At 33.9% G+C, this 25,220-nt stretch carries 17 protein-coding genes; 14 read left to right on the top strand and 3 right to left on the bottom strand.

Annotation, left to right across the window (positions count from 1 at the left end; all coding sequences use genetic code 11):
• Positions 1-38 precede the first annotated feature (38 nt).
• From LV89_RS12195 to LV89_RS12175, 5 genes are all read left to right on the top strand, one after another.
• The gene (locus LV89_RS12195) at positions 39-1,607 is read left to right on the top strand and encodes an NAD(P)/FAD-dependent oxidoreductase (RefSeq protein ID WP_109743173.1); all 1,569 of its coding nucleotides are present in this window, start codon (positions 39-41) and stop codon (positions 1,605-1,607) included.
• A 53-nt stretch (positions 1,608-1,660) separates the two neighbouring features.
• Positions 1,661-2,293 carry an NUDIX hydrolase gene (locus LV89_RS12190; protein WP_109743172.1) on the top strand — a complete coding sequence of 211 codons (633 nt, stop codon included), beginning with the start codon at positions 1,661-1,663 and terminating at the stop codon, positions 2,291-2,293.
• 100 nt (positions 2,294-2,393) lie between these two features.
• Positions 2,394-4,112, top strand: a complete 1,719-nt coding sequence (locus LV89_RS12185; RefSeq protein WP_109743171.1) for a hypothetical protein — start codon at positions 2,394-2,396, stop codon at positions 4,110-4,112.
• A 183-nt stretch (positions 4,113-4,295) separates the two neighbouring features.
• A complete protein-coding gene (locus LV89_RS12180) occupies positions 4,296-6,962 on the top strand; it encodes a DNA gyrase/topoisomerase IV subunit A (protein WP_109743170.1) in 2,667 nt (888 codons plus the stop codon).
• Between the two features lie 67 nt (positions 6,963-7,029).
• Entirely contained in the window at positions 7,030-7,725 is a 696-nt protein-coding gene (locus LV89_RS12175; protein ID WP_211321199.1) for a SanA/YdcF family protein, read from the top strand.
• A gap of 9 nt (positions 7,726-7,734) precedes the next feature.
• Here the strand turns inward: LV89_RS12175 and LV89_RS12170 are convergent, their stop codons facing one another.
• Positions 7,735-8,505, bottom strand: coding sequence for an ABC transporter ATP-binding protein (locus tag LV89_RS12170; RefSeq protein WP_109743169.1), 771 nt, complete (start codon positions 8,503-8,505; stop codon positions 7,735-7,737).
• Positions 8,506-8,730: 225 nt separating this feature from the next.
• On the opposite strand from LV89_RS12170, the gene LV89_RS12165 reads away from it, so the two are divergent.
• From LV89_RS12165 to LV89_RS12145, 5 genes are all read left to right on the top strand, one after another.
• Complete coding sequence (locus tag LV89_RS12165; RefSeq protein ID WP_109743168.1) at positions 8,731-10,215, top strand: xylulokinase; 1,485 nt, start codon at positions 8,731-8,733, stop codon at positions 10,213-10,215.
• Between the two features lie 123 nt (positions 10,216-10,338).
• Positions 10,339-13,449: a T9SS type A sorting domain-containing protein gene (locus tag LV89_RS12160; RefSeq protein ID WP_109743167.1), complete on the top strand. Its 3,111-nt coding sequence runs from the start codon at positions 10,339-10,341 to the stop codon at positions 13,447-13,449.
• A 26-nt stretch (positions 13,450-13,475) separates the two neighbouring features.
• Positions 13,476-14,264 carry an undecaprenyl-diphosphate phosphatase gene (locus tag LV89_RS12155; protein WP_109743166.1) on the top strand — a complete coding sequence of 263 codons (789 nt, stop codon included), beginning with the start codon at positions 13,476-13,478 and terminating at the stop codon, positions 14,262-14,264.
• A gap of 3 nt (positions 14,265-14,267) precedes the next feature.
• Positions 14,268-14,975, top strand: coding sequence for a tRNA pseudouridine(55) synthase TruB (truB, locus tag LV89_RS12150; RefSeq protein WP_109743165.1), 708 nt, complete (start codon positions 14,268-14,270; stop codon positions 14,973-14,975).
• 24 nt (positions 14,976-14,999) lie between these two features.
• On the top strand, positions 15,000-15,926 hold the full coding sequence (locus tag LV89_RS12145) for a bifunctional riboflavin kinase/FAD synthetase (RefSeq protein ID WP_109743164.1): 927 nt from the start codon (positions 15,000-15,002) through the stop codon (positions 15,924-15,926).
• Here LV89_RS12145 and pheA read toward each other — a convergent pair whose 3' ends face one another.
• Positions 15,927-17,003 (bottom strand): prephenate dehydratase, encoded by a 1,077-nt coding sequence (gene pheA / locus LV89_RS12140; RefSeq protein ID WP_109743163.1) that lies wholly within the window; start codon positions 17,001-17,003, stop codon positions 15,927-15,929.
• A gap of 172 nt (positions 17,004-17,175) precedes the next feature.
• Positions 17,176-19,050: a DNA topoisomerase IV subunit B gene (locus LV89_RS12135; RefSeq protein ID WP_109743162.1), complete on the bottom strand. Its 1,875-nt coding sequence runs from the start codon at positions 19,048-19,050 to the stop codon at positions 17,176-17,178.
• Positions 19,051-19,388: 338 nt separating this feature from the next.
• On the opposite strand from LV89_RS12135, the gene LV89_RS12130 reads away from it, so the two are divergent.
• From LV89_RS12130 to LV89_RS12115, 4 genes are all read left to right on the top strand, one after another.
• The gene (locus LV89_RS12130) at positions 19,389-21,935 is read left to right on the top strand and encodes a polysaccharide biosynthesis/export family protein (RefSeq protein WP_109743161.1); all 2,547 of its coding nucleotides are present in this window, start codon (positions 19,389-19,391) and stop codon (positions 21,933-21,935) included.
• A gap of 17 nt (positions 21,936-21,952) precedes the next feature.
• Positions 21,953-23,035 carry a hypothetical protein gene (locus LV89_RS12125; RefSeq protein ID WP_109743160.1) on the top strand — a complete coding sequence of 361 codons (1,083 nt, stop codon included), beginning with the start codon at positions 21,953-21,955 and terminating at the stop codon, positions 23,033-23,035.
• A gap of 14 nt (positions 23,036-23,049) precedes the next feature.
• On the top strand, positions 23,050-23,877 hold the full coding sequence (locus LV89_RS12120) for an ABC transporter permease (RefSeq protein WP_109743159.1): 828 nt from the start codon (positions 23,050-23,052) through the stop codon (positions 23,875-23,877).
• Positions 23,878-23,944: 67 nt separating this feature from the next.
• The gene (locus LV89_RS12115; protein WP_109743158.1) at positions 23,945-25,201 is read left to right on the top strand and encodes an ABC transporter ATP-binding protein; all 1,257 of its coding nucleotides are present in this window, start codon (positions 23,945-23,947) and stop codon (positions 25,199-25,201) included.
• Positions 25,202-25,220 lie beyond the last annotated feature (19 nt).

The following is a 25,220-nucleotide window of genomic DNA, read 5'->3' as shown; positions in this document are numbered from 1 at the left end:
TTTAATTTTTGTACAGACTAAAGTCTGTGTTACTCATTATGCACAAAGAATTATCGCTCGTTTTAGAACCCGAAATTGCTTTTGACCAACAAAATTTCAAGCAACACATTCACAAACTTCTTAGTTTAACGGAAGAAGCTCCTGCCTTCATTCGTCCATTAAAACGGTCAATAGATGCACGTGGGCGACAAGTTAAGGTAAATGTATCGGCAGAAGTATTTGTCGATGAAACGCCAACTCCAGTAATTGCTTTTCAGAAAAACTATCAAGATGTATCAAAGGCAAAACAAGCCATTATTGTTGGGGCTGGACCAGCGGGTTTATTTGCAGCATTACGTTTAATTGAATTGGGGGTAAAACCAATTTTAATTGAACGGGGGAAAGATGTTAGAACAAGAAGAAGAGATTTAGCTGCCATCAATAAAGACCATATCGTCAATCCAGAATCAAATTATTGTTTTGGCGAAGGCGGTGCAGGTACGTATTCCGACGGTAAATTATATACCAGAAGTAAAAAACGTGGCGATATTCGTCGAGTGCAAGAAATATTTGTAGCTCATGGAGCAACAGAAGAAATTTTAGTAGATGCCCATCCTCATATTGGGACAAATAAATTACCTCAATTAGTTGCTGAATTACGAGAGAGTATTTTATCGGCAGGTGGAGAAGTACATTTTAATACAAAAGTGACCGATTTTATTCTTCAAAATAAAGAAATTAAAGGTGTTATCTTAGAAAATGGTGATGAAATATCAGGCTTAGGAGTTATTTTAGCTACTGGACATTCGGCAAGAGATATTTTTGAATTATGCCAAAAACGAGATGTATTGATTGAAGCAAAACCTTATGCAATGGGTGTTCGGATTGAACATCAACAAAATTTGATTGATTCGTTACAATATCATCGTCCAGAGAGAGGTAAATATTTACCTGCCGCATCATATAGTTTGGTTGGACAAACATTTTTCAAAGGTATTCAAAGAGGCGTTTTCTCATTTTGTATGTGTCCAGGTGGTTTTATTGTTCCTTCCGCAACAGCTCCCGGAGAATTGGTAGTAAATGGAATGTCACCTTCTCGTAGAGATTCTAAATTTGCCAATTCGGGCATGGTAGTAGCCATCAATGAGGTAGATTTACAACCTTATAAACAGTTTGGAGCATTAGCAGGTTTACAATTACAAAAGGAATTAGAACAAAAAGCTTGCAGAATGGCAGGCGGTGGACAAACGGCTCCTGCTCAATTGGTTGATGATTTTATCAAGAATAAAGTTTCAAGAAATTTATTAGAAACTTCGTATCAACCCGGATTACTTTCTTCGGATATGAGTGCGGTTTTGCCTGATTTCATCGCAAGACCATTACAAGATGGCTTGAAACAATTTGGGCAAAAAATGAGAAATTATTCTTCAAATCAAGCTCAAATAATTGGTATCGAGAGCAGAACGTCGTCGCCTGTAAGAATACCAAGAGACAGAGATAGTTTAGAACACCTTGAGGTAAAACGCCTTTTTCCATGTGGTGAAGGAGCAGGTTATGCAGGTGGCATCATGTCAGCAGCAATGGATGGCGAACGTTGTGCCGAAAAATTAGTAGAATTTTATTGTTGAGGTATGATTTTTTAGGGAGTTTACCTAAAAGAAAAACTTAACCGTTTGAATGTATGAAGCACTTTAACTCATTTATAGAAAAACTAACCGCCCGACTTAAAGAGCCGCTTCCCGGAAGAGTAGCCCATGAAAAAATGGCATCAGAGTCGAGGTTAAAATTTAAAATGCCCTCTCCAAACGAAAGGACACGTGAAAGTGCTGTGCTTATATTATTTTATCCCTCAGAAAATCAGATATTTTTGCCATTAATCCTCCGCCCCGAATATGATGGAGTTCATGGTGGGCAAATGGCATTTCCTGGAGGAAGAGCCGAAAAAGAAGATGAAAATTTGATAAGAACCGCCATGAGAGAAGCCCAAGAAGAAATTGGCGTAAGGCTCACCGATGTAAAAGTTTTGGGACAATTGACTAAGTTATTCATTCCTCCATCAAACTTTTATGTTCAACCCGTAATTGGTTATATCAATCATAAACCAGATTTTTATCCAGACCCAAGAGAAGTCGATAAAGTAGTTGAAATTCCATTATCAGAAATCACAAACCCTCAAATCATTAGTCGTAAAACACTAAATGTCAGAGGAGTAGAAGTAGATGCACCTTTTTATAATATTCAAGAACATACTGTTTGGGGAGCAACTGCGATGATGATTTCAGAGCTTTTAATTATCATAGAAGCCACCAAATAAACTCCGTTAAATAAATTAGCCCATTTTTAAGTTATCAAATTCTCCCTATCAATTAGTTTTGTAGTCTGAAGTTTCGCTACAAAATTGGTTAAATTGTATAATGACACACACTAAACTTAACTCATATCTAAACGTTTTATCAGGTATAGCAATTGTTATAATAATTGGTTTATTTTATATTGCTTGCTATCATTTTGCCTATAATTTCTTTTTTGAAGATGACTTTCACTTACTGAGATATGTTACACTTACTCAAGATAATTCATTAAGTATTTCCGAAAAACTTAAAGCTCTTTGGAATCTGCACAATGAACACAGAATTGTATTTCCACGACTGATAGTTCTTTTAGATTATTACATTCAAGGACATATCGATTGGAAAATTTTGAATGCACTTTCTGCTCTTTATTATCTTGGCATTTTTGTTTTTTTCTACAAAATAATAAAGAAAATCAACTTACCCATTTGGTATGCTCTTCCAATTGTATTATTCATTTTCCAACCATCTTCTTATCAAAATTTTTATTGGACAATTTCAATATTACAGCAAGTAGGAAATATTTTCTGGTCGATGCTTTTATTTTATAGTATCGTTTATTTTTCTCCCAAACACTTCTGGATTTCTATTATTTTTGCTTTAATACTCACCTTTACGCATGGCAATGGATTATTTGCTTTGGGAGTTGTAGCAGTATTGTTATTTATTCAAGAAAGGTATAAGGAATTAATCATTTGGTGCTTATTGATATTGATAATAAGCGTTGCTTATTTTTTAGGATACTACACAGCTCAAAACTCAAATATTATAGGAAGCTTAAGCAATCCATTGCAATTAATTGGTTGTTTTGGAGGATTTTGGGGCAGTTTCTTACGAGAGTTTTTCAAATCGAATTTAGGACTTTATATCGCTATTTTAACTGGATTAATAATTTTCGGCTCACTCTTTATCTTAAATTTCAATTTTCTTTGGAGTATATTTTTCAAGAAAAAAAAATTAAAATCTGGCACTGAAATTTCGAGAGAAAAATTATTTATTTTAGCCATATTTGCCTTTTTTACAATTACTTCTGGATTAGTAGCATTAAGTCGTTCTTGGAGTTCAATCGAAGCAGGGTTTCCAAATAGATATTTGCACAATTCCGTGATTACTTTAATGTTATTATATCTTTCAATTTTAGTAATTAGTCCTAAAAAAGTAACTGAAATTTTGGGAATTATTTTCTTAGGATTCGGGATTATGTATAATTGCTTTGCTTGGTACACCAAATTAGAGGCACTTTCCTATCAAAGAGATATTCAAGAAGCTGACGCCGTTAATTATCAACACAATGGTATTTCATTGGTCAATGATAAATCTTTTAATGCTAATATTTCAGATATTTTAAAGCAATCATTTAAAGATAGTATAAGTGTATTTCCTGAAAGCCCATTGAGTTCCGCTATTAAGAATCTTGATAATTTAACCGCTCCAAATGCCTTAGATATTCCAATTAATATTCAAAAAGATTCATCCGTTACCTTCAGTATTGCAGGCTCAAATTATCGTCCAATTTATCATCTTCAAAATAGTAATTTACCATATACAGGCGACGTATTTTTGATTTTTAAATCAAAGCAAAATCTATTCGTTTGGGCAACAACCCACCTCAAAAACAAGAAGAAAAATCTACTAAAAACAGGGCAATATTTTAACAATGGTTTTTATACTACCATTATGACAGACGCCATGCCTGCGAATGATTACACAATTGGAATTTTACAAAAAAATAATAATCATTTCATTTACTACCCCACAAAGTATAAAATTCAGAATCACTGATGTTTAGGTTTTTCAGCTTTTTTCATTCGTATTTTTTGCGTAAATTAGGGTCTTATTGTGTCAAATAGATGAATTTATTGTTTTAAGAGAGATTTTTAAAAACTTTTTTAAAGCAAAGTTTAATAAATTCAAAAAGAACAAAGCCACTTACGAACCAAACAAAAAGAAGGAATAAAATAGTCGATGGAAAACGAAAACCTGCCTGAAAATTTAGAAGAAAATAATGTCGATTTAACCTCAAAAGACGCTCTGCAAGAACAAGTTGCCGTAGCTGGTCTATATGAAAACTGGTTCTTAGAGTATGCTTCTTATGTAATTCTTGAGCGTGCCGTACCTGCGGTTGAAGACGGATTAAAACCTGTTCAACGCCGTATTCTTCATGCCCTAAAAGAAATGGACGATGGTCGCTTCAACAAAGCCGCCAACGTGATTGGGCAAACCATGCAATATCACCCGCATGGAGACGCTTCTATTAATGATGCAATGGTAAACTTGGGTCAAAAAGATTTAGTATTTGACTGTCAAGGAAACTGGGGAGACTATCGTACTGGCGATGGTGCAGCCGCCGCACGTTATATTGAAGTACGTTTATCAAAATTTGCTTTAGACGTAATTTTTAACCCGCAAACTACTGAGTGGCAGTTATCTTATGACGGGAGAAAAAAAGAACCCGTTTCTCTGCCTGTCAAATTTCCTCTTTTATTAGCTCATGGAGTTGAAGGAATTGCGGTTGGTCTTTCAACCAAAATTATGCCTCATAACTTCGTTGAACTCATCGAAGCATCTATCTCTATCTTAAAAAATAAACCATTTGAGCTATATCCTGACTTTCTGACGGGTGGTTTTGTTGATGTTTCTAACTATCAAGACGGACAACGTGGTGGAAAAATTAGAGTAAGAGCAAAAATTGAAGAGTTCGATAAAAAGACGCTAATCATTAAAGATATTCCTTTTTCAACTACCACAACCAATTTGATTGAATCTATCATTAAAGCAAATGATGCAGGAAAAATCAAAATCAAAAAGGTAATTGACAATACTGCAAAAGATGTAGAAATACAAGTTCAATTAGCAACAGGCGTATCACCAGACGTAACCATTGATGCACTTTATGCTTTTACAGATTGTGAAATTTCAATTTCGCCAAATGCTTGTGTTATCATTGCAGACAAACCACATTTTGTTGGCGTTTCTGATATTCTCAAGACTTGTACTCAACAAACCGTTCGTTTGTTGGAGAGAGAATTGGAAATTCGCAGAGATGAATTGATGGAAAAATTGCTTTTCAGTTCACTTGAAAAAATATTCATCGAAAATAGAATTTACCGTCAGATTGAAGAATGCGAAACCTTTGAGGATGTAATTGCAACGGTTGATAAAGGCTTAGAACCCTACAAACCAGATTTCTATCGTGAAATATTAGAAGAAGACATTTTAAGATTATTAGAAATTAGAATTAAACGAATTTCTAAATTTGATGCCTTCAAAGCAGATGAATTGATGAAACGTTTGCAGGATGAATTAGCAGAAGTGCTTGATAATCTTGCCAATATAATCCGTTATTCAATTGAATATTTCAAAGAGATTTTGAAGAAACACGGGAAAGGTCGTGAACGAAAAACTGAAATTCGCAACTTCAATACCATTTCAGCCGCAGTTGTGGCTGCCAATAATCAAAAATTATACGTTGACCGTGTTGGCGGATTTATTGGTTATGGTTTGAAGAAAGAAGAATTTGTAATGGACTGTTCTGACATTGACGATATTATCATTTTCCGTCAAGATGGAAAGTGTATGGTTACCAAAGTTCAAGAAAAAGTATTTGTCGGAAAAGATATTATTTACGTTTCAGTTTTCAAGAAAAATGATGATAGAAAAGTATATAATTTAGTATATTTTGATGCAAAATCGGGCGTTTCTTATGTTAAAAGATTTAAAGTAACTGCTGTAACTCGTGACCGTGAATATGATTTAACAGCAGGTAATCCAAAGTCTAAAATTCTATATTTTACTGCCAACGAAAACGGAGAAGCAGAAACAATACAAGTGAATTTAACGGCTTCGTGTACTGCCAGAGTTAAACAATTTGAATACGATTTCAAAACCTTACTTATCAAAGGTCGTGATTCAATGGGTAACGTTTTGACAAAATATCCAGTTAGAAAAATCATACAAAAATCTGCGGGAGTGTCAACTTTAGGAGGCGTTGATATTTATTATGATGAAAATGTTGGAAGATTAAACCGAGACGAACACGGAAAATATTTAGGCAATTTCGATGCAAAAGATAATATCTTAGTAATTTACAACGATGGACAGTATGAGTTAACCAACTTTGAACTTACAAATCGTTATGAAATAAAGGATATAATGGTACTTACCAAATTTATCCCTGACAGTATCATTACGGCAGTTTATTACGACGGAGGTTCTAAATTGTACTATGCAAAGCGTTTCAGGATAGAAACCACTACAATTGACAAGAAGTTTTTGTTTATTTCGGATGAGAAAGGCTCAAAACTAACCTTAGCGTCAGTAGATGTTTATCCAAGAATTGAGTTGTCTTATAAAAAAGATAATTCTTCGCCTGCCATTGTTGAAGAAATCAATCTTGATGAATTGACAGACATTAGAGGTTGGAAAGCTATGGGAGCAAAATTAACAACATTCAAAGTTCAGTCAATCAAGCCATTAGAACCAAGAGTTGTGGAGATTGAACAAGTTGAAACGTCAGAAAATACTGAAAATGTCGTGGAAATTGAACTACCTAAAAAATTGATAGAACCAGAAGAAATCGATTTTCCAGAATTGACCGACGTAGGTACAGGAGAACAATTAGGTTTATTTTAGATAGCCTTCCAAATACAGAGGTTAGTTAGTTTACTCAACTAAATAATCTCTGTATAAAAAATAATGAATGAAAAACACATTCGAAATATCAATAGAACAACCATTTGAATGGATGAGATATATTAAAAACTCCATCAAAGGTTTAATAGCATTAAGTTTCTTTTTGCTATTGGGTGTTTTGTTGGCAAATATTTGGATTGTGCTTTCAACAGAAAAAAACAACTTCTACAACCTACAAAAAATGCCTTCAAACGATGTAGGATTAGTTTTGGGAACAAGTAAAGCGATACTTGGAGGGAAAGAAAATATGTTTTTCAAATACCGAATGGAAGCCGCCGCACGCTTATACAAAGAAGGAAAAGTAAAATTTTTGATATTAAGCGGCAATCATGATTCGGTTTTTTATAATGAACCCAACGATATGAAAAAAGCTCTAATGTCGTTAGGAGTTCCCGAGAATGTAATGACTTTAGACTTTGCAGGTTTCAGAACTTACGATTCAATTATTCGCTGTAAAGAAGTATTTAATCAGCAAAAATTTACTATTATTTCACAACCAACTCACAATGCAAGAGCCTTGTTTTTAGCCAACGAACTTGGCGTTGATGCAGTAGCCTTTGCTGCACAAGATGTGCCAACGGGTTACAAAACTTATCTTCGAGAATATTTGGCTCGTCCAAAAGCAATTCTTGATGTTTATTTGCTCGACCGTTCCAAATATTCTTCCAGAAAAGGAATTGATGTAAAAGAAGAAAAACGATAATTCCAATCATCAAACATCAAAGTTCATATCTTTGCCAAAACCTTTCATAAAGTCTCGAATTGGCTGAATGGCACTACTTACAAACTCTTTAATGTATTGACTTTCAGTTTCTTGGAAAATATTTAATGGCGTATCAACCATTAAGATTTCTCCTTTTTTCATGATGGCGATTCTATCCGCTACCAAAAAAGCATCAAGTAAATCGTGCGTAACCAAAATACAAGCTATCTCTTCTTGACGAATAATTTCTACAATTTTTGAGCGTAAATGTGTCCGATTTATTGAATCTAAATTACTAAAAGGCTCATCTAACAATAAAACTAAAGGTTCTTCAGCGATAGACCGTGCAATGGCGGTTCTTTGTTTTTCTCCTCCCGAAACTTCACGGGGTTTTTTATTTTTGATTTCTGCAATTCCACACAAAACAAGTAACTCATTTACACGCTCACGTCTGTATTCGTGAGTATATTGGGTAAGAGCAAGGTCTATATTTTCATAAATCGAGTAATCTGGTTTTAATCTATAATCTTGTGGTACAAGTTTAATATTTGGCAAATCCCGAATTAAGCGATTAAAATAAATATCAATCACCTCATTATCCACGCTTAACGTACCGCTTTCGGGCGTAATATTTCCAGAAACTATATTTAACAAAGTTGTTTTTCCAGAGCCACTCTCTCCTACTATTGCCAAAATCTCGCCTGATTGTACTTCTAAAGAAATATCATTAACTGCACTTTTCTCTTGATATTTATGCGTAATATTTTCTAATTTAAGCATTCTATTCTCTGATTTGTTCCCACGAAATTTTCCGATATTCAGAAAATAAAATAATGGCTATTGAATTTCAAATTTACTGATTGATAAATGAATCTATGTTTTTTCAGTTTCATAAATCTCACAAACATACAAATTAATCTACAAAATTAAACATAGAACTGTATAGAACAATTCGCTATTTTCTTATACATTTGTGTCATACAAAAACATTCAAAACGTTATTCAATGCTACTTTTAGGCTTAGACTTAGGCACTTCTTCCATCAAGGCATCTGTGGTTGATGGCTCAACAGGTAAATTAGTTTCTTCAGCACAATATCCAGATGTTGAAAACACCATTTCTTCACCAAAAGACGGTTGGGCAGAACAAGACCCCGAAATGTGGTGGGACTGTGTCAAAAATGCCATTCAACGTTGTAACGCAACAGGAAAATATAATCCAAAAGACATCAAAGCAATTGGGATTTCTTACCAAATGCACGGATTAGTAATGGTTGATAGAAATCTAAGCGTTTTGCGTCCATCTATTATTTGGTGTGATAGTCGTGCCGTAGAAATTGGCAATAAAGCCTTTCAAGCTATTGGAGCAGAACAATGTCTATCTCATTTATTAAATTCTCCGGGTAATTTTACCGCATCAAAATTAGCTTGGGTTAAGGAAAATGAGCCTAAAGTTTATGGTTCAGTTTACAAAATTATGCTTCCTGGAGATTTTATTTCGATGAAATTAACAGGAGAAATCACGAGTTCTAATTCTTCATTATCAGAAGGGATTTTTTGGGATTTTCAGACAAACGGTATTTCTGCTGATGTAATGAAACATTATGGTTTTTCTGCTAATATTTTGCCAGAAGTTCGTCCTGTCTTCTCAAATCATGGAGGGCTAAATAGCTCTATGGCGGATTTATTAGGCTTACAAGCAGGAACACCTGTAACTTACAAAGCAGGCGACCAACCCAATAATGCCTTATCACTCAATGTCTTAGACCCCGGCGAAGTGGCGGCTACGGCAGGAACTTCGGGTGTAATTTATTCGGTTTCAGATAAAGTTAGCTACGACCCAAAATCTCGTGTAAATACCTTTGCACACGTAAACCACCAATTAAATAACCAAAACAGATTGGGAACTTTGCTTTGTATTAATGGAACAGGAATTTTGAATCGTTGGGTGCGTGACAATGTAGCAAGCGGTTTGAGTTACCAAGAAATGAACGCTTTAGCAGGTAAAATTAGTGAAGGAGCAAACGGACTTAGGATTTTACCTTTTGGCAATGGAGCAGAACGAGTTTTAGAAAATAAAACAGTTGGTTCGGTTTTACAAGGCATCAATTTTAACGTTCATACCAATGCACACATTATTCGTGCAGCACAAGAAGGAATTGCCTTTTCTTTGAAATATGGCATGGATATTATGGCAGAAAACGGTACCAAACCCTCTGTCATTCGTGCAGGAAAAGCCAATATGTTTTTGAGTGATATTTTCTCACAATCACTTGTAAATGTAACAGGTGTGGGCGTTGAATTGTATGATACTGATGGTGCAAAAGGAGCTGCATTAGGTGCAGGAATTGGCAATTCGTACTTCTCTAATCCAAAAGAGGCTTTTGTTAATATGGAAAAAATTGGAACAATTGAACCAGAAACTTCAAAATCTGATACTTATAAAGAAATATATGCTGATTGGAAAGCTGTGTTGGAAAAGAGTTTGTAAATTCTTCTCAATGCTCGTATAAAAATCCAAAAACTAAGTTATAATTGATTAATAATCACTAAATCACCTAAATAGGGTTTTAATGCTGTAAATTTGTGTTTCAATTTAGACGACATTTATTCTATGAAACACTTTTTTATAGCATTATTACTTTTAGGTACTTACACCCAAACCTTCAGTCAAAGATTCTATTCTATATCTTTTGACCAACTCCCTAAAAACTACCAACTCTATACTCGAAATTCTCAAAATCAAGCTATCGTCCCAATAAATGGAAAAATTGAGGTAGGAAATTGGTCATATCTTTCTGTCGTTGTAAAACGAAATCAAAAAGCTTTCAGCTATCAGCGAAGTTATTATCAGTATGATTCCACAGGAAAAGTCGGCACATTTTCTTTAAAACCAGTTATCAATGCTGAATTGGCAGAATATGACTTTGAAATTTATGCAAGTCAAGCAGGAAAAGATTCTGTATTGATGGTGGCACGGAAAAATATTGTAGCTGGAGATGCCTATCTTATTTACGGACAATCAAATGCCAGAGCGTGGGAAGAAGTCTATGAATACAAAAATGAATTTTGTAGAACTTACGGTTTTGGTTCTTACCAACAAGGCTATGAGTGGGGATTTTCCAATAGTGGTTTTACAGGTGGATTTGATGGTGAACAATTCATTGTTGGTGAATGGGGGATGCGATTACAAAAAAATATCGTTGAACGATACGGAATTCCAACTTGCGTTATAAATGCCTCAACTTCTGGTGCCAATATCAAAACGCTATCGGACCGTAATCCACAAAATCCCGCTGATATTAATAGCCATTACGGACGACTTATTTATTTTGCTCGTGAAGCAGGTATTGCCGACAATATAAAAGGGCTTTTTTACTGGCAAGGCGAAACTGATGCCGTACAAGTACCATCTCTATGGAAGGTTTATTTTGATGAATTGTACAAATTTTGGCTAAAAGATTTGCCTTCGGTGAATAAAATTTATTCGTTTCAATTACCACTTTTTGGAGCAGGAGAATACAACGATGAAGTTGGCGAACTCCGAGACTATATGCGTCAATTAGGTAAAATATATCCTAAAATTACCACTTATGCTCCAATGGGTGCTTCTGGTTGGAATGGATGGCATTTTGGATTAGATGGCTATATGCAAATTGGTGATGAGTTAGGAACAATTATTGGAAGAGATTTTTATAATCAGAGAAAAAAAATAATGTCGCCCAACATTCAAAAAATATTCTTCTCTTCACCCAATCGCACTGAAATCACCTTAGCATTTGAGGATGGTCAGCAAATGGTTTATCCACAAGATACCATTTTACCAAACATTGGTGGTGGCACTGGGACTTACAGTTTAAAAGATTTTTTCTACGTCAATAAAGAATGGAAAAGGGTTGCTTCTGGCAAGGCAGAGGGAAATAAAATCATTCTTAAATTGAAAGAGCCTGTACCTACAAACGACACAACTATCAAATATCTTCCTTCAATTTATCCGTATTCGGGTGGTTCGTTTATCTTACACGAAGCCCCTTGGATTTATAAAGGATTATTTATGAAAAATACAGATGGAATGAGAGCATTTGCTTTTCACCATTTAAAAATTTCACCCTACCAATCTTTTGAATCATTAACATTAGAACAAGTTAGTAATGAAGGAAAACAAGTAAAACTAAAATGGAATAGCATAGCGAACATAAAAGGCTATACATTGGAGAGATTTCTTACAAATGACACTACGAGCATTCAATTGCTCATAAATCTCGGCGTCAATCAAAATACATTTACCGATACTTCACTAACACTTGGTACTAATTATACTTATCGCCTCAAAGCATATTCTGATAATAACGAATCGAATTATGCCAATCTAAAACTAAAAACCTCTGATAACCCTTATGCACTTATCGTGGAAGGTAATGTCAATTTCTATAACTCAGCAACGATTAAATGGCAAACCGTAACGAAACCAACAAGTACAATTGAGTTTTTTAATATTGAAAGAAAAACTTCACTAAATTCAAATTGGCTTCCAATTGGGAAAGTAAGTGGTGATAATTATTCATACAAAGACACTACTTTATTACCTAATACCACTTATTTTTATCAAATTTCGTCTTCAAAATCTCCGATTTTCTCAGGACAAGTTTCTTTAAAAACACCAAATATTCTTAGTACTCCAACGCTCCAAGCATCGGTTTTATATTTTAACAAAATACAATTAAACTGGTCATCTGTCCCAGATGCAACTGAATATCTTATTGAGAAAAAAATAAATGGACTTTATAAAACATTGACTCAGGTATCGTCTAAAGTTCAACAATTAACAGACTCATTACTTTTGCCATCAACATTATTCGCCTATCGAATCAAAGCCATTGGAAATAAAACAGAATCGTCATACAAAGAAGTTGAAATCACAACGCCTTCATTATTGACAAAAACCACAATGACTTCTACCATTATTTATAACAACTCGATAAAGTTGAATTGGACGGCAGTTACTAATGCAAAATCATATAAAATTGAGAGGAAAGCCACAAATGAAGAATTCAAGACTTTGGGTAAATATGACAATTCAGTTTTAGAGTTAATTGAAAAAGATTTAAAACCAAACACCACTTATACATACAGATTAAAAGCATTTTCTGACTTAAGTGAATCTGAAACAATTGAAATTACCGTCAAAACGCCTGATATTTTAACTGCTCCAGAATTAAGTTTTGAGAATATCACGCATGAAAGTATCAAGATAAATTGGAAGAAAATCACGAATGCTTCAAAATACGTTCTGGAACGTCAAGGACAAGATGATACAAGTTTTCAAAAAATATTAGAAACGGATAGTTTATTAAATTATACCGACTCAAAATTGAAGAGGAATTCATCTTATACCTATCGAATGAAAGCCACAAGTGCTATTTCAGCATCTCCATTGACAACAGCACTGACAAAAACTTTAAGTATTTTAGGTAATCAAAATGAAGAAAGTAAGATTTTCAATATCTTTCCCAATCCAACCCAAGATAAGTTAAATATCGTTTTCTACGAACTATTCAATGGAACTGTTTCATTGATAGATATTGCAGGTAGAAACTATTTTGAACATAAAATAACCAAGCAACAAAATCTATTATTAGATGTTTCTTCATTGAAAAAAGGCATTTATCTTGTTATAATCAGTAGCAATCAAGAACTTTACAGTCAGAAAATTATTGTAGAATAATACCCCAAAACTCTAAAACATATAAAATGTCAATTATACAAGCTATCCTCCTTGCCATTATCGAAGGAATTACCGAATTTCTACCTATTTCATCAACTGGACACATGGTTTTAATGAGTTCATTTCTTGGAATTGAAGATGATAAATTCACTAAATTATTTGAAGTATGTATTCAATTAGGAGCAATTTTAGCCGTTGTGGCATTATATTGGAAAAAGTTTTTTGATTTTTCTAAATGGCAATTTTATGTAAAATTGCTTTTAGCAGTTGTTCCAGCACTAATTTTTGGAAAACTTTTTGACGATTTAATTGATGAACACTTAGGTAATCCAGCTTTTATCGCTACCGTTTTACTTATCGGTGGTATCATTCTTCTTTTTGTTGATAAATGGTTTAAAAACCCAATTATTCACGAAGAGCCAGAAATTAATAATCTTACTGCTATCAAAATTGGTTGTTATCAATGCTTAGCCGTAATGTTCCCAGGATTGAGCCGTAGTGCTGCCACAATTATTGGTGGAATGCAACAACGATTAACCAGAAGCCTTGCTGCTGAATTTTCGTTTTTCTTAGCAGTACCCACAATGGCTGCGGCAACAGGTTATAAACTTTTGAAATTTATCAAAGAAGAAGGTAGCATTTCGGGAGAACAAATTAAATTGTTAGGAATTGGAAACGTTGTAGCTTTTATCGTAGCGGTTTTAGCCATCAAATTTTTCATTAGTGTTTTGAATAAATATGGCTTCAAATACTTCGGAATTTACCGTATTATCGTGGGCTTAGGGATACTGATTTTGTTGGCAATTGGAAAATAAATAATGGAAGATAAAAAAAATATGCCTCCTGTGGCTGACCCAGGAGAAGTAATTTTAATTGATAAGCCACTCACTTGGACTTCTTTTGATGTTACGAAAAAGTTGAAATTTGCAGGAAAATTTAAAAAAATTGGTCATGCAGGTACACTCGACCCTCTGGCAACGGGTTTATTGATTCTGTGTACTGGAAAAATGACTAAGCAGATTGACAGTTATCAGGCACAAGAAAAAGAATATTCTGGGGTTTTAGTATTGGGAAAAACGACACCTTCAGTTGATTTAGAAACAGAATTTGATGCTGAATTCCCTATTGAGCATATTTCTGCTGAAATTATGGCAGAAGCAATACATACTTTAAGTGGTAAAATCTTACAAATCCCTCCTATTTACTCAGCTATTCAAGTAAATGGAAAACGACTTTACGAGTTAGCACGACAAGGAAAAACAGATGCCGATGTTGAGATAAAGTCAAGAGAAGTAGAAGTGAAAAAATTTGAAATTGATACAAGTAATTTTCCAGAAATTGGCTTTTCTATCGTTTGCACTAAAGGAACGTATGTAAGAAGTTTAGTAAGAGATTTTGGTACAGCTTGTCAATCAGGAGCATATTTAAAAGTGCTTAGAAGAGAAAGAATCGGAGATTTCAATGTTAAGGATGCCCTAACAATTGAGCAATTTATTGAAAAGAAAAATAGCTTATTAGCAAATTGATTAAGCTAATAGCACCCCAAAAGCATGAATGTATATTACGGATTAGAAGAATTTAAAAAATTAGAAAACGCAGTTGTAACCAGTGGTACATTTGACGGAGTTCATTTAGGGCATCGTAAAATATTAAATCGTCTGATTGAAGTTGCTCAACAAACTGAAGGAGAAAGTGTTGTGCTTACCTTTTATCCACATCCAAGAACCGTAATTTCTCCCGATAACAAAGTGGTCAACCTACTTTCTACGCTTGATGAAAAAATTGAGTTATTAGAAAAAAGTGGCATTCAACACTTGGTTATTATTCCTTTTACCAGAGAATTTTCCGAATTATCTTCTGAAGAATTTATTCAAAAAATCTTAATTCAAACAATTGGAACCAAAACCCTTGTTATTGGTTTCGACCACCGTTTTGGCAAAAATCGTGAAGGAAGTTTTGAGTATTTGAAGGTTCACAAAGCAAATTATGGCTTTGAAATTGAAGAGATTTCACGACAAGATATTGAAAACATTGGTGTAAGTTCTTCTAAAATTAGAAAAGCGTTACAAGATGGTGATATTCAGTTAGCTGACCACTTTTTGGGTAGAAATTACTCACTATCGGGTGTTATTGTAAAAGGAAAACAGTTGGGTAGAACAATTGGCTTTCCAACTGCAAATATTCAAGTGCGTGAAATTGCCAAATTAATTCCTACGACGGGTGTTTATGCCGTAAAAGTGGGATATAACGGAAATGAATTGAAAGGAATGTTGAATATTGGAAACAGACCAACCGTTGATGGCACATTCCAAACGATTGAAGTGAATATTTTTGATTTCGACCGTGAGATTTATGGGGAAAACCTCACAGTCGAATTTATCCAAAAGATTCGCAATGAACAGAAATTCAATGGATTAGATGAATTAAAAGCACAAATCGCAAAAGACAAAATTACGTGTACCGAAATTCTTAAATAATTAAATAGCTTTTACATAACTACCAAGCCATTTGATTTCAGAAGCGTGTTTTGCCATAATTTCTTGGACACTTTCATCTAAGAAATAGCCATCAAATTCCATCAAAAACCAAAAGTTAAAATGGTCGCCTTCTTTCACGGGGCGACTTTCTATTTTTAAGAGGTTAATTCCTCTGCTTTCAAATTCTTGTAAAAACTTCATCAAAGTCCCAGGTTTTCCATCTTCAGGTAAACGAGCAATGATTGTCGTTTTATCGTTATCACTTTTCTGATTGATAAAATCCTTTCCAATAATAAAGAAACGAGTACGGTTTTGGGCAGAATCTTGAATGTTATCAAACAAAATTGGCACATCAAATAATTTTGCAGCAATATGCGAACAAATAGCTGCCGAATTAGGGTCTTGAGAAGCTAACCTTGCCGCCTTTGAAGTTGAATCAACTTGAACAAAGAAATCATCTTCTTTTCCTGCAAAATAATCATTTAAGAATTTTTCGCATTGCCCAAAGGCAATATCTTTAGAATAAATTTTCTTAATTTCCGAAAGTTTCTCCGCTTTTGTAGCAAAAGTAAAATGAACAGAAATGGCTACTTCTGCCACAATTTTCAAATCCGTTTCATTCAATAAATCAATCGTTTCTTTAACGATTCCTTCCAAATTATTCTCAATGGGTACAACGCCAAACCTTGCACGACCAGTATCTATGCTTTCAAACACTGAACGAATATTCGGAAGGGCTAAATAATCACTCATGGCACCAAATCTACTTTCAGCAGCTTGGTGAGTAAAACTGCCTTCAGGACCTAAATAAGCTATTCTTTCGGGTAATTCGAGATTTCTTGAAACTGCAAAAATTTCTAAATAAATAGCCTCAATAGCTGCACGATTTAGGAGACCTTTGTTCATAGAATCTAATCTATCAACAATTTGTTTCTCTCTTTCTGGACGATAAATGACAGTTTGAGTGCTTTTTTTTAATTCACCAACGTGTTTTACGACTTCCATCCGCTTATTTAAAATTTCAAGCATTTGGTTGTCAAGGGAATCTATTTGATTTCTTAATTCTTCGAGGGACATGGTTTTCAGTGAACAGCCATCAGTTAACAGTTATCAGTTATCAGTAAACAATAATCAGTAAACAGTAAACCATAAATTCATATCGGTTAGATAATTATTTACTGGTAATTACAAACTGTTTAACTATTTGCTGTTTACTGTTTACTGCTAACTGTTAACTATCAACTGCAATTTATGCTGCTAATTCAGCAGGGTCTTTTTCAATGATTAGATTTTCGATAATAAATTTCTGACGGTCAGGGGTGTTTTTTCCCATGAAATAAGTCAAAATTTTAGGTATTGTGGTATCTTTTGTCAAAATAACAGGCTCAAGACGAATATCGTCATTGATAAATTTACCAAATTCCTCAGGAGAAATTTCCCCCAATCCTTTAAAGCGAGTAATTTCTGGCTTAGGACTCAATTTGGCAATAGCATTCTGACGTTCTTCGTCGCTATAACAATAAATCGTTTCTTTCTTATTTCTTACTCTAAATAATGGCGTTTCTAAAATATAAAGATGTCCATTTCTTACTAAATCAGGGAAAAACTGTAAGAAAAATGTCATCATCAATAAACGTATGTGCATTCCATCGACGTCGGCATCGGTAGAAATAATAATTTTATGATAACGTAATCCTTCTAAACCTTCCTCTATATTTAAAGCGTGCTGCAAAAGATTAAATTCTTCATTTTCATAAACAATCTTTTTTGTCAGACCAAAACAGTTTAAAGGCTTCCCTCTTAAACTAAACACCGCCTGAGTTTGTACATTTCGAGATTTTGTAATTGAACCACTCGCAGAATCCCCTTCTGTAATAAAAAGCATCGTGTCATATCTATCATCCGATTTCTCATCTGTCAAATGAACACGGCAATCTCTGAGCTTTTTATTGTGCAAATTGGCTTTTTTGGCTCTATCATTAGCAAGTTTTTTAATACCTGCCATGTCTTTACGCTCACGTTCAGACTGTTCAATTCTTTTCTTTATTGCCTCGGCAACCGTAGGGTTTTTGTGAAGATAATTATCAAGATTAGTTTTGATAAAATCTCCTATAAAACTTCTAACAGATTGAGAATTTGGGTCAGGCGAAATATTACTTGAACCTAATTTTGTTTTTGTTTGAGATTCAAAAACAGGTTCTTGAACTCTTACTGCAATAGCACCAACGATACTTGCACGTACATCTTCAGGAGCATAATCCTTTTTATAGAATTCACGAACTGTTCTCACAATTGCTTCACGAAAAGCTTGTAAGTGCGTTCCTCCTTGTGTTGTATTTTGACCATTCACGAAGGAATAATATTCTTCTCCGTATTGATTTCCGTGCGTGAGGGCAACTTCAATATCGCTTCCTTTTAAATGGATAATTGGATAGCGTCTTTCATCCTCAGCAGAATACTTATTTAATAAATCAAAAAGTCCATTTTGAGAAAAATATTTTTGACCATTAAAATTAATCGTCAATCCTGCATTTAAGTAGGCATAATTCCAAATCAGATTTTCTAAAAACTGCGGTATATAGTGGTAGTTTTTAAAAATTGTATTATCTGGTTCAAAAATAACGTGCGTACCATTACGAGCGTTCGAGTCAGCTCCATCAGGTGATTCTGTGATTAATTCTCCCTGACGGAATTCTGCCCACTTCGTTTTTCCATCACGGAAAGATTGTACTTTAAAATAAGAGGCTAAAGCATTAGTTGCTTTTGTACCCACACCGTTTAGACCAACAGACTTTTGAAACGCCCCAGAGTCATATTTACCCCCAGTATTAATTTTTGAAACGCAATCAATAACTTTACCTAATGGAATACCACGCCCATAGTCACGAACTTCAACACGGTGGTCAGAAATTTTAATTTCAATTGTTTTCCCATTCCCCATCATGTGTTCGTCAATAGAGTTATCCATGATTTCTTTTACTAATACATAGATACCATCATCGGCAGAAGAACCGTCTCCTAATTTACCAATATACATACCAGGACGAAGGCGGATGTGTTCTTTCCAATCAAGTGACCGAATATTATCTTCGGTATATTTTACATTTTCAGGTATTGTGGACATGATAATTTTAAAGAAAGGATTTTATAGATTAAGTGATTTGAGCATCAACATTGGCTGACATTTAAAATAAATGCCTAAAATTACCAAAACTCTTTACAATAAGAACAACCAATTAAAATTATTAGTCGTCATTAAAGAGACAAAACTACAAAAAACATTAAGATTTTATAAAATTAGCAAGATTTAATTGTTATCAGAATAATTAAACTATCAAATGGTCGTGCGAATTCACTAAAAGTTGATTTACTTTGTGTTTTGAAATATGCCAAATACCTAATTTGGTTCGTCCATACTTTGAAAAGAAACCCTTTTTTTAACCCCAAAGGCTAAGATTTAATATGTCAAAAATCACATTAGCAATTCGTTATTGTAAAGAAATGAACAGTTTAACTCATTTTACACCTACTAAAAAGTTATTGGTACTTCTGTTTATTTTCGCAACTTTTTTACCAACTGAAAATGTACTTTCTCAAGGATTTTCGCTTGGTTCACTTCAGAATCTAACTTTCCCAACTCAAATGCCGAGAACTTCAACGGCAACATCGTCTGCTCCCACAACGACAGCACGAAAAGTAGTTGAAAGCGGTAAAGAGCAAGCAATTAGCGATTCTATTAAATCGGCTCGTTCAGCGAGTTCAGTAGCTCCTGTTGTAGATTCGGCGGCTATGTCTATTCGTAAAAAACTTTATGGATTCAATATTTTCAACAATCCGAATATTTCTTTCGAGACTTCTTTGAAAATTCCAACTCCTAAAAATTATATTCTTGGTACTGATGATGAGCTTTTAATTGACATCAATGGTTTCTCAGAAGAACATTACAATCTACCAATCACTTCTGAGGGTTATATCAAAGTTCCTAAAGTTGGAAATATCTTTGTAAGTGGAATTACTATTGAAGAAGCAAAAAGAAGAATTACTGATAGATTATCAAAAATATATGTTGGTCTAAAATCTTACAATGGTGCAGCCCCAAACACAACTGCTACTGTGTCATTAGGAAGTATTAGAACGATTAGAGTTTCTATTTTAGGAGACGTTGTTGCTCCAGGAACTTACTCGGTTTCATCATTATCAAGAGTAATGAATGCTCTTTATTTAGCGGGTGGACCCAATGAAAATGGTACTTTCCGTGAAATTAAAGTAATTAGAGATAAAAAATTGATTGCACAAGTTGATTTATATGATTTATTGACAACAGGAAATCTTCGTCAAAATATTTCTTTGCAAGACCAAGATATTATCCAAGTTGGTTCTTATAAATCAAGAGTAGAAATTAAAGGTCAAATCAAAAAACCTGCAATTTTCGAAAACCTTCCCAATGAAAGTTTAGAAAGAATTATTGCAGAATATGGCAATGGCTTCCTTCCTGATGCTTATCGTCAAGTATTAAAGGTTCAAAGATTTACAGATAAAGAAATTAAGTTAATCGACTTAAACAGTGATTTATTGTCATCTTTTTATCCAAAATCGGGTGATGTAATTACGGTTGAGCAAATCTTAACCAACCGTATTGAAAATGCAGTTACTTTAGACGGAGCTGTATTTAGAAGCGGTCGTTATTCAATCAATGATAACCCAACGTTAACTAAATTAATTAAACGTGCAGAAGGTTTTAAACAAGATGCTTTTTTGAAAAGAATTTCAATTACACGTTTAAGAGAAGATTTAACGAAAGAAAATATTTCTGTAAATTATAACGACATCGTTTCTGGGAAAACGCCTGATATTGCTCTGCACAGAGAAGATATTATTATGGTTTATTCTGTTCTTGATTTAATGGAAACCTATACCGTCCGTATTCAAGGTGAAATTAACTTAAAGGGTTCTGCACCTGTTGCACCTGCGGTAACATCAGGCTCGACAGGCGTATCCGATACACCATCGACTTCTGCGGTTAGCGAAACGCCAATTGGGTCGTTCCCTTACATCAAGAATATGACTGTGGAAGATTTAATCCAAAAAGCTGGAGGATTGAAAGAATCTGCTGCAACAGGTAGAATTGAGGTTATTAGAAGAAAGAAAAATATTGGGAAAGATGACCCTGCTCAAATCACTTCAACAATTGGAGAGAAATTCAATTTTTCAATCAATAATGACTTATCTATCAACGAAACTGCGTCTAAATTCATTCTTGAACCATTTGATGAAGTATTTGTTCGTTCTTCTCCAAATTATGAGAAACAACAATTTGTATCTATTGAGGGTCAGGTAATTTTCCCAGGTGTATATGCCTTAGAAAGAAAAGACGAAAAACTTTCTGAAATATTAAAAAGAGTTGGAGGTTTAAATGCTCAAGCATATCCAAAGGGAGCAACGTTAATTCGTAAGTTCAAAATCACAAAACAAGAAGCAGATAGAAAAAGAGCTCAATTGAGCGATTTAAGTGATAATTCTTCAGGAGTTTCAGTAAAAGTTGAAGAAGTTAAAGAAGAAACAGAAGAATCTATTGGTATCGACTTAGCAAAAGCTTTAGAAAATCCGGGAAGTATTGCAGATATGCTTTTACAAGACGGAGATATTATTAGAATTCCGAAAGAACCTCAAACTGTAAGAATGCAAGGAGAAGTATTATATCCTACTTCAACAAGATTTTTAGATGGAATGTCATTTAAACATTATATCTCTGAAGCAGGAGGTTTTACAGAAATGTCAGCAAGAAGACGTTCTTACATTATCTATGCAAATGGTTCAGTTGATAGAACACGTAAATTAGTTGGTCTATTTAATATATATCCAAAAGTAGAACCAGGTTCTGAAATTGTAGTTCCCAAATTGAATACTAAAACAGGTGCTACTCAACAGTTAATTCAGACAATTGTAGCAGTTTCAACGGTATTATCAAGTACAGTTGGGTTATTAGCGCTACTAAGAACACTTAAATAAACTTATTTTTACTCAGGATGTCAGATAATCAATATAATATTTTACCAGAAGACCAATTTTCATTCAAAGATATTGTTGTAAAATTGGTCTCATTCAAGGATTTAATACTACGAAATTGGAAAGTCCTTATTTTAGCTGTTATTGTAGGAACTGGAGTTGGCTATCTCTTTGAAAAATTAACGAAAGAACCCGCCATTTATATCGCTAAAATCGTTTTTAATATGGAAAACGGAGGTGGCGGTGGTGGAGCTGGTGGTCTTCAAGATTTAGCAAGTGCTTTTGGAATAAGTGCAGGAAGTTCTTCAGGAGCGAATTTGTTTAGCGGAGACAACTTCCTTGAATTATTAAAAACTAAAAACCTATACAATCGTGCAGTATTGACGAAAGTAAATGTGGGTGGAAAAGATGTCATTTTTGGAAATTACTATTTGAAAAAAAGTGGAATTTTAGAAAATGAATTAGAAGATGACCAAGCGATTCAAACATTTAAGTTTGACCATGACAGCTATGAAACTGCAACTCCCAACGAAAAATCAAGAGTTAGACTTGTTCAAGCTTATTTAATGCCAAATACGGTGGTTGCGAACGATAGTAAAAAAGCATCATTTTTGACCCTTGCAGTTACGAGCCGCAATGACACTTTATCATACGTTTGGGCAAATTTATACTTGAAAATTGTAACCGATTTTTACAAAGAAACTAAAACACAGAAAACACGTGAATTAAGAGATTTGATTAAACATCGTGTTGATTCCCTAAAAAGAGAATTATACTATACTCAAAATGCTGCTGCACGTTACGCTGACCAAAATCAACAAATTATTGTTCAGGAAGGCTTAGTTCAACAACAAAGATTACAAACTAATAGTGGACAATTACAAGGTATGTATTTTGAAGCGTTGAAGAATTTGGATAACCTTAATTTCTCAATGGCAAAAGAAACCCCACTATTAACCCGCATTGATGATGCAGAATTACCAATTTCTCCAGAACCAGACCCAACAAAAAAAGGACTTGTCATTGGTTCAATCATTGGTTTATTATTAGCAATTATTTATGTGGCGTTTAAAGAAACTTTAAGCGAAATCAAAACAAATTAGTAAAAAACAAATTTATGCACGAAACAGTCATTGAGTCAGGAAGGTCAGAAAAGTATTATTGGCAAGACTTGTGGAGATTTAAAGAATTGTTATTCATTTTGGCAATTCGTGATATTACAGTAAAATATAAACAAACATTTGTAGGCGTTGCATGGGCTATTTTTCGTCCAGTATTAACAGTAGCCGTTTTCGTTTTTGCATTCGATAAAGTGGCTAAAATTGAGAATAAATCAGAAATTCCTCTGCAAATAATAATTTTCACAGGGGTAATATTTTGGAATTTCTTTGCTATGTCTTTTCAACAAGTAAGTAATAGTATTACAGGAAATGCTAATTTGGTTTCAAAAGTATATTTCCCAAGACTATTAATGCCATTGAGTTCAGTAGCAGTTCCATTATTAGACTTTTTGGTTGGATTTGTAGTAATGATTCCTTTTTTAATATACATGGGATATACTCCAACATTCAATATCTTATTTGTACCGTTCTTTTTAGTTTTAGCTTTTTTCTCAGCATTTAGTTTAGGCGTAATATTCGCCTCTTTAAATGTTCAGTTTAGAGATTTTCAGCAAATTGCTCCATTGATTGTTCAGTATGGTTTTTTTGTTTGTCCTATTGCTTATCCAATAGCAACTATTCAAGAACTGTCTTGGTATCCTATTTATCAATGGATAAATCCATTAGCTGGCATAATTGAAGGATTTAGATGGTGCTTGATTCCAAACTATCAATATTTTCAATGGGACACCATCATTCCATCAGTAATATTTGTAACAATCACAACCATATTATCTGTAATATTTTTCCGTAAAAAAGAAAATTCTTTTGTGGACTATATTTAATAATAGCAGTTTTTGTTACAGAATTATATATTAAAATTGAAGACATGGAGTAAATCTCCTTTGCAAAATGACAGTAATTGAAGCAGAAAATATAAGTAAAAGATATATCATTGACCATATTAATGGCAATGCAAAAGGAAATACTCTCCGTGAAATTGTAACTGACAACATCAAAAATCTTTTTACAAAAAAAGAGACCAATCAAGTTAGTCACGAAGACTTTTGGGCATTAAAGGATGTTAGTTTTAATATTAACCAAGGAGATAGAGTTGGAATTATTGGTTCTAATGGAGCAGGAAAATCCACTTTATTAAAAGTATTAAGTAGAATCACCGAGCCAACAGAAGGTAAAATCACCATTAAAGGTAGGGTTGCCAGTTTGTTAGAAGTTGGAACAGGTTTTCACCCTGAATTATCAGGACGTGAAAATATTTTCTTGAACGGTGCAGTTTTGGGAATGAAACGCCAAGACATCAAAAAACAATTTGATGCAATCGTCGATTTTGCAGGTGTTGAAAAGTTTTTAGATACTCCCGTAAAACGCTATTCATCAGGAATGTATGTTCGTTTAGGATTTGCAATATCTGCTCACCTTGAACCCGAAATATTAATTGTTGATGAAGTATTAGCAGTAGGTGATGCTGATTTTCAAAGAAAATGTTTGGGTAAAATGAAAGATGCTTCAACTTCTGGAAGAACCATTCTTTTCGTTAGCCATAACCTTACCGCTGTACAAGGACTTTGTAATAAAGCCATGTTTATGCAGAAAGGACAATTGATGGAGATGGGTGAAACTAATCAAGTTTTAGCAACCTATTTAAGTCATGTTCAAAAAACTGCCTTAGAATCGTGGTGGGATACGCCAGAAGAAGCTCCGGGAAATGATAAAGTTCGTCTGAAAAGCATAAAATTAGTTCCAAGTTATTTAGACAATCAAAAACATCTTGATGTAAGAACTCCATTCAAAATAAAAATTGAATTTTGGAACATGATGGAAAATGCTAATCTAAATATTAGCCTTCACCTAAATTCATTAACGGGCGAATGTATTTTCAATATTGGAACAGAATCAAGAGCTTTTGACAAAGGAGTTATTTATGCAGAATGTGAAGTGCCTGCTGATTTCCTTAATGATGGCTCATATTCGATTTCGTTTATGGTTGTAAAAGATACTGCTTCTGCCATTTACAACTTTGAAGAATCTCTTATTTTTGAAATTGAAGATTACCGTGAAGGAACAGCATGGTATGGTAAATGGCCTGGTTATGTCAGACCAAAAATCAATTTCCCTATTACTCAACTTGAACTTGAAAGCATTAGTTAGAGAATGATAACTATCATGT

The sequence above is a fragment of the Arcicella aurantiaca genome (assembly GCF_003148625.1).
GTDB classification, from domain to species: Bacteria; Bacteroidota; Bacteroidia; order Cytophagales; family Spirosomataceae; genus Arcicella; species Arcicella aurantiaca.
The sequence above is the reverse complement of the archived record's forward strand: the minus strand, read 5'-3'. Positions and strand labels throughout refer to the sequence as shown.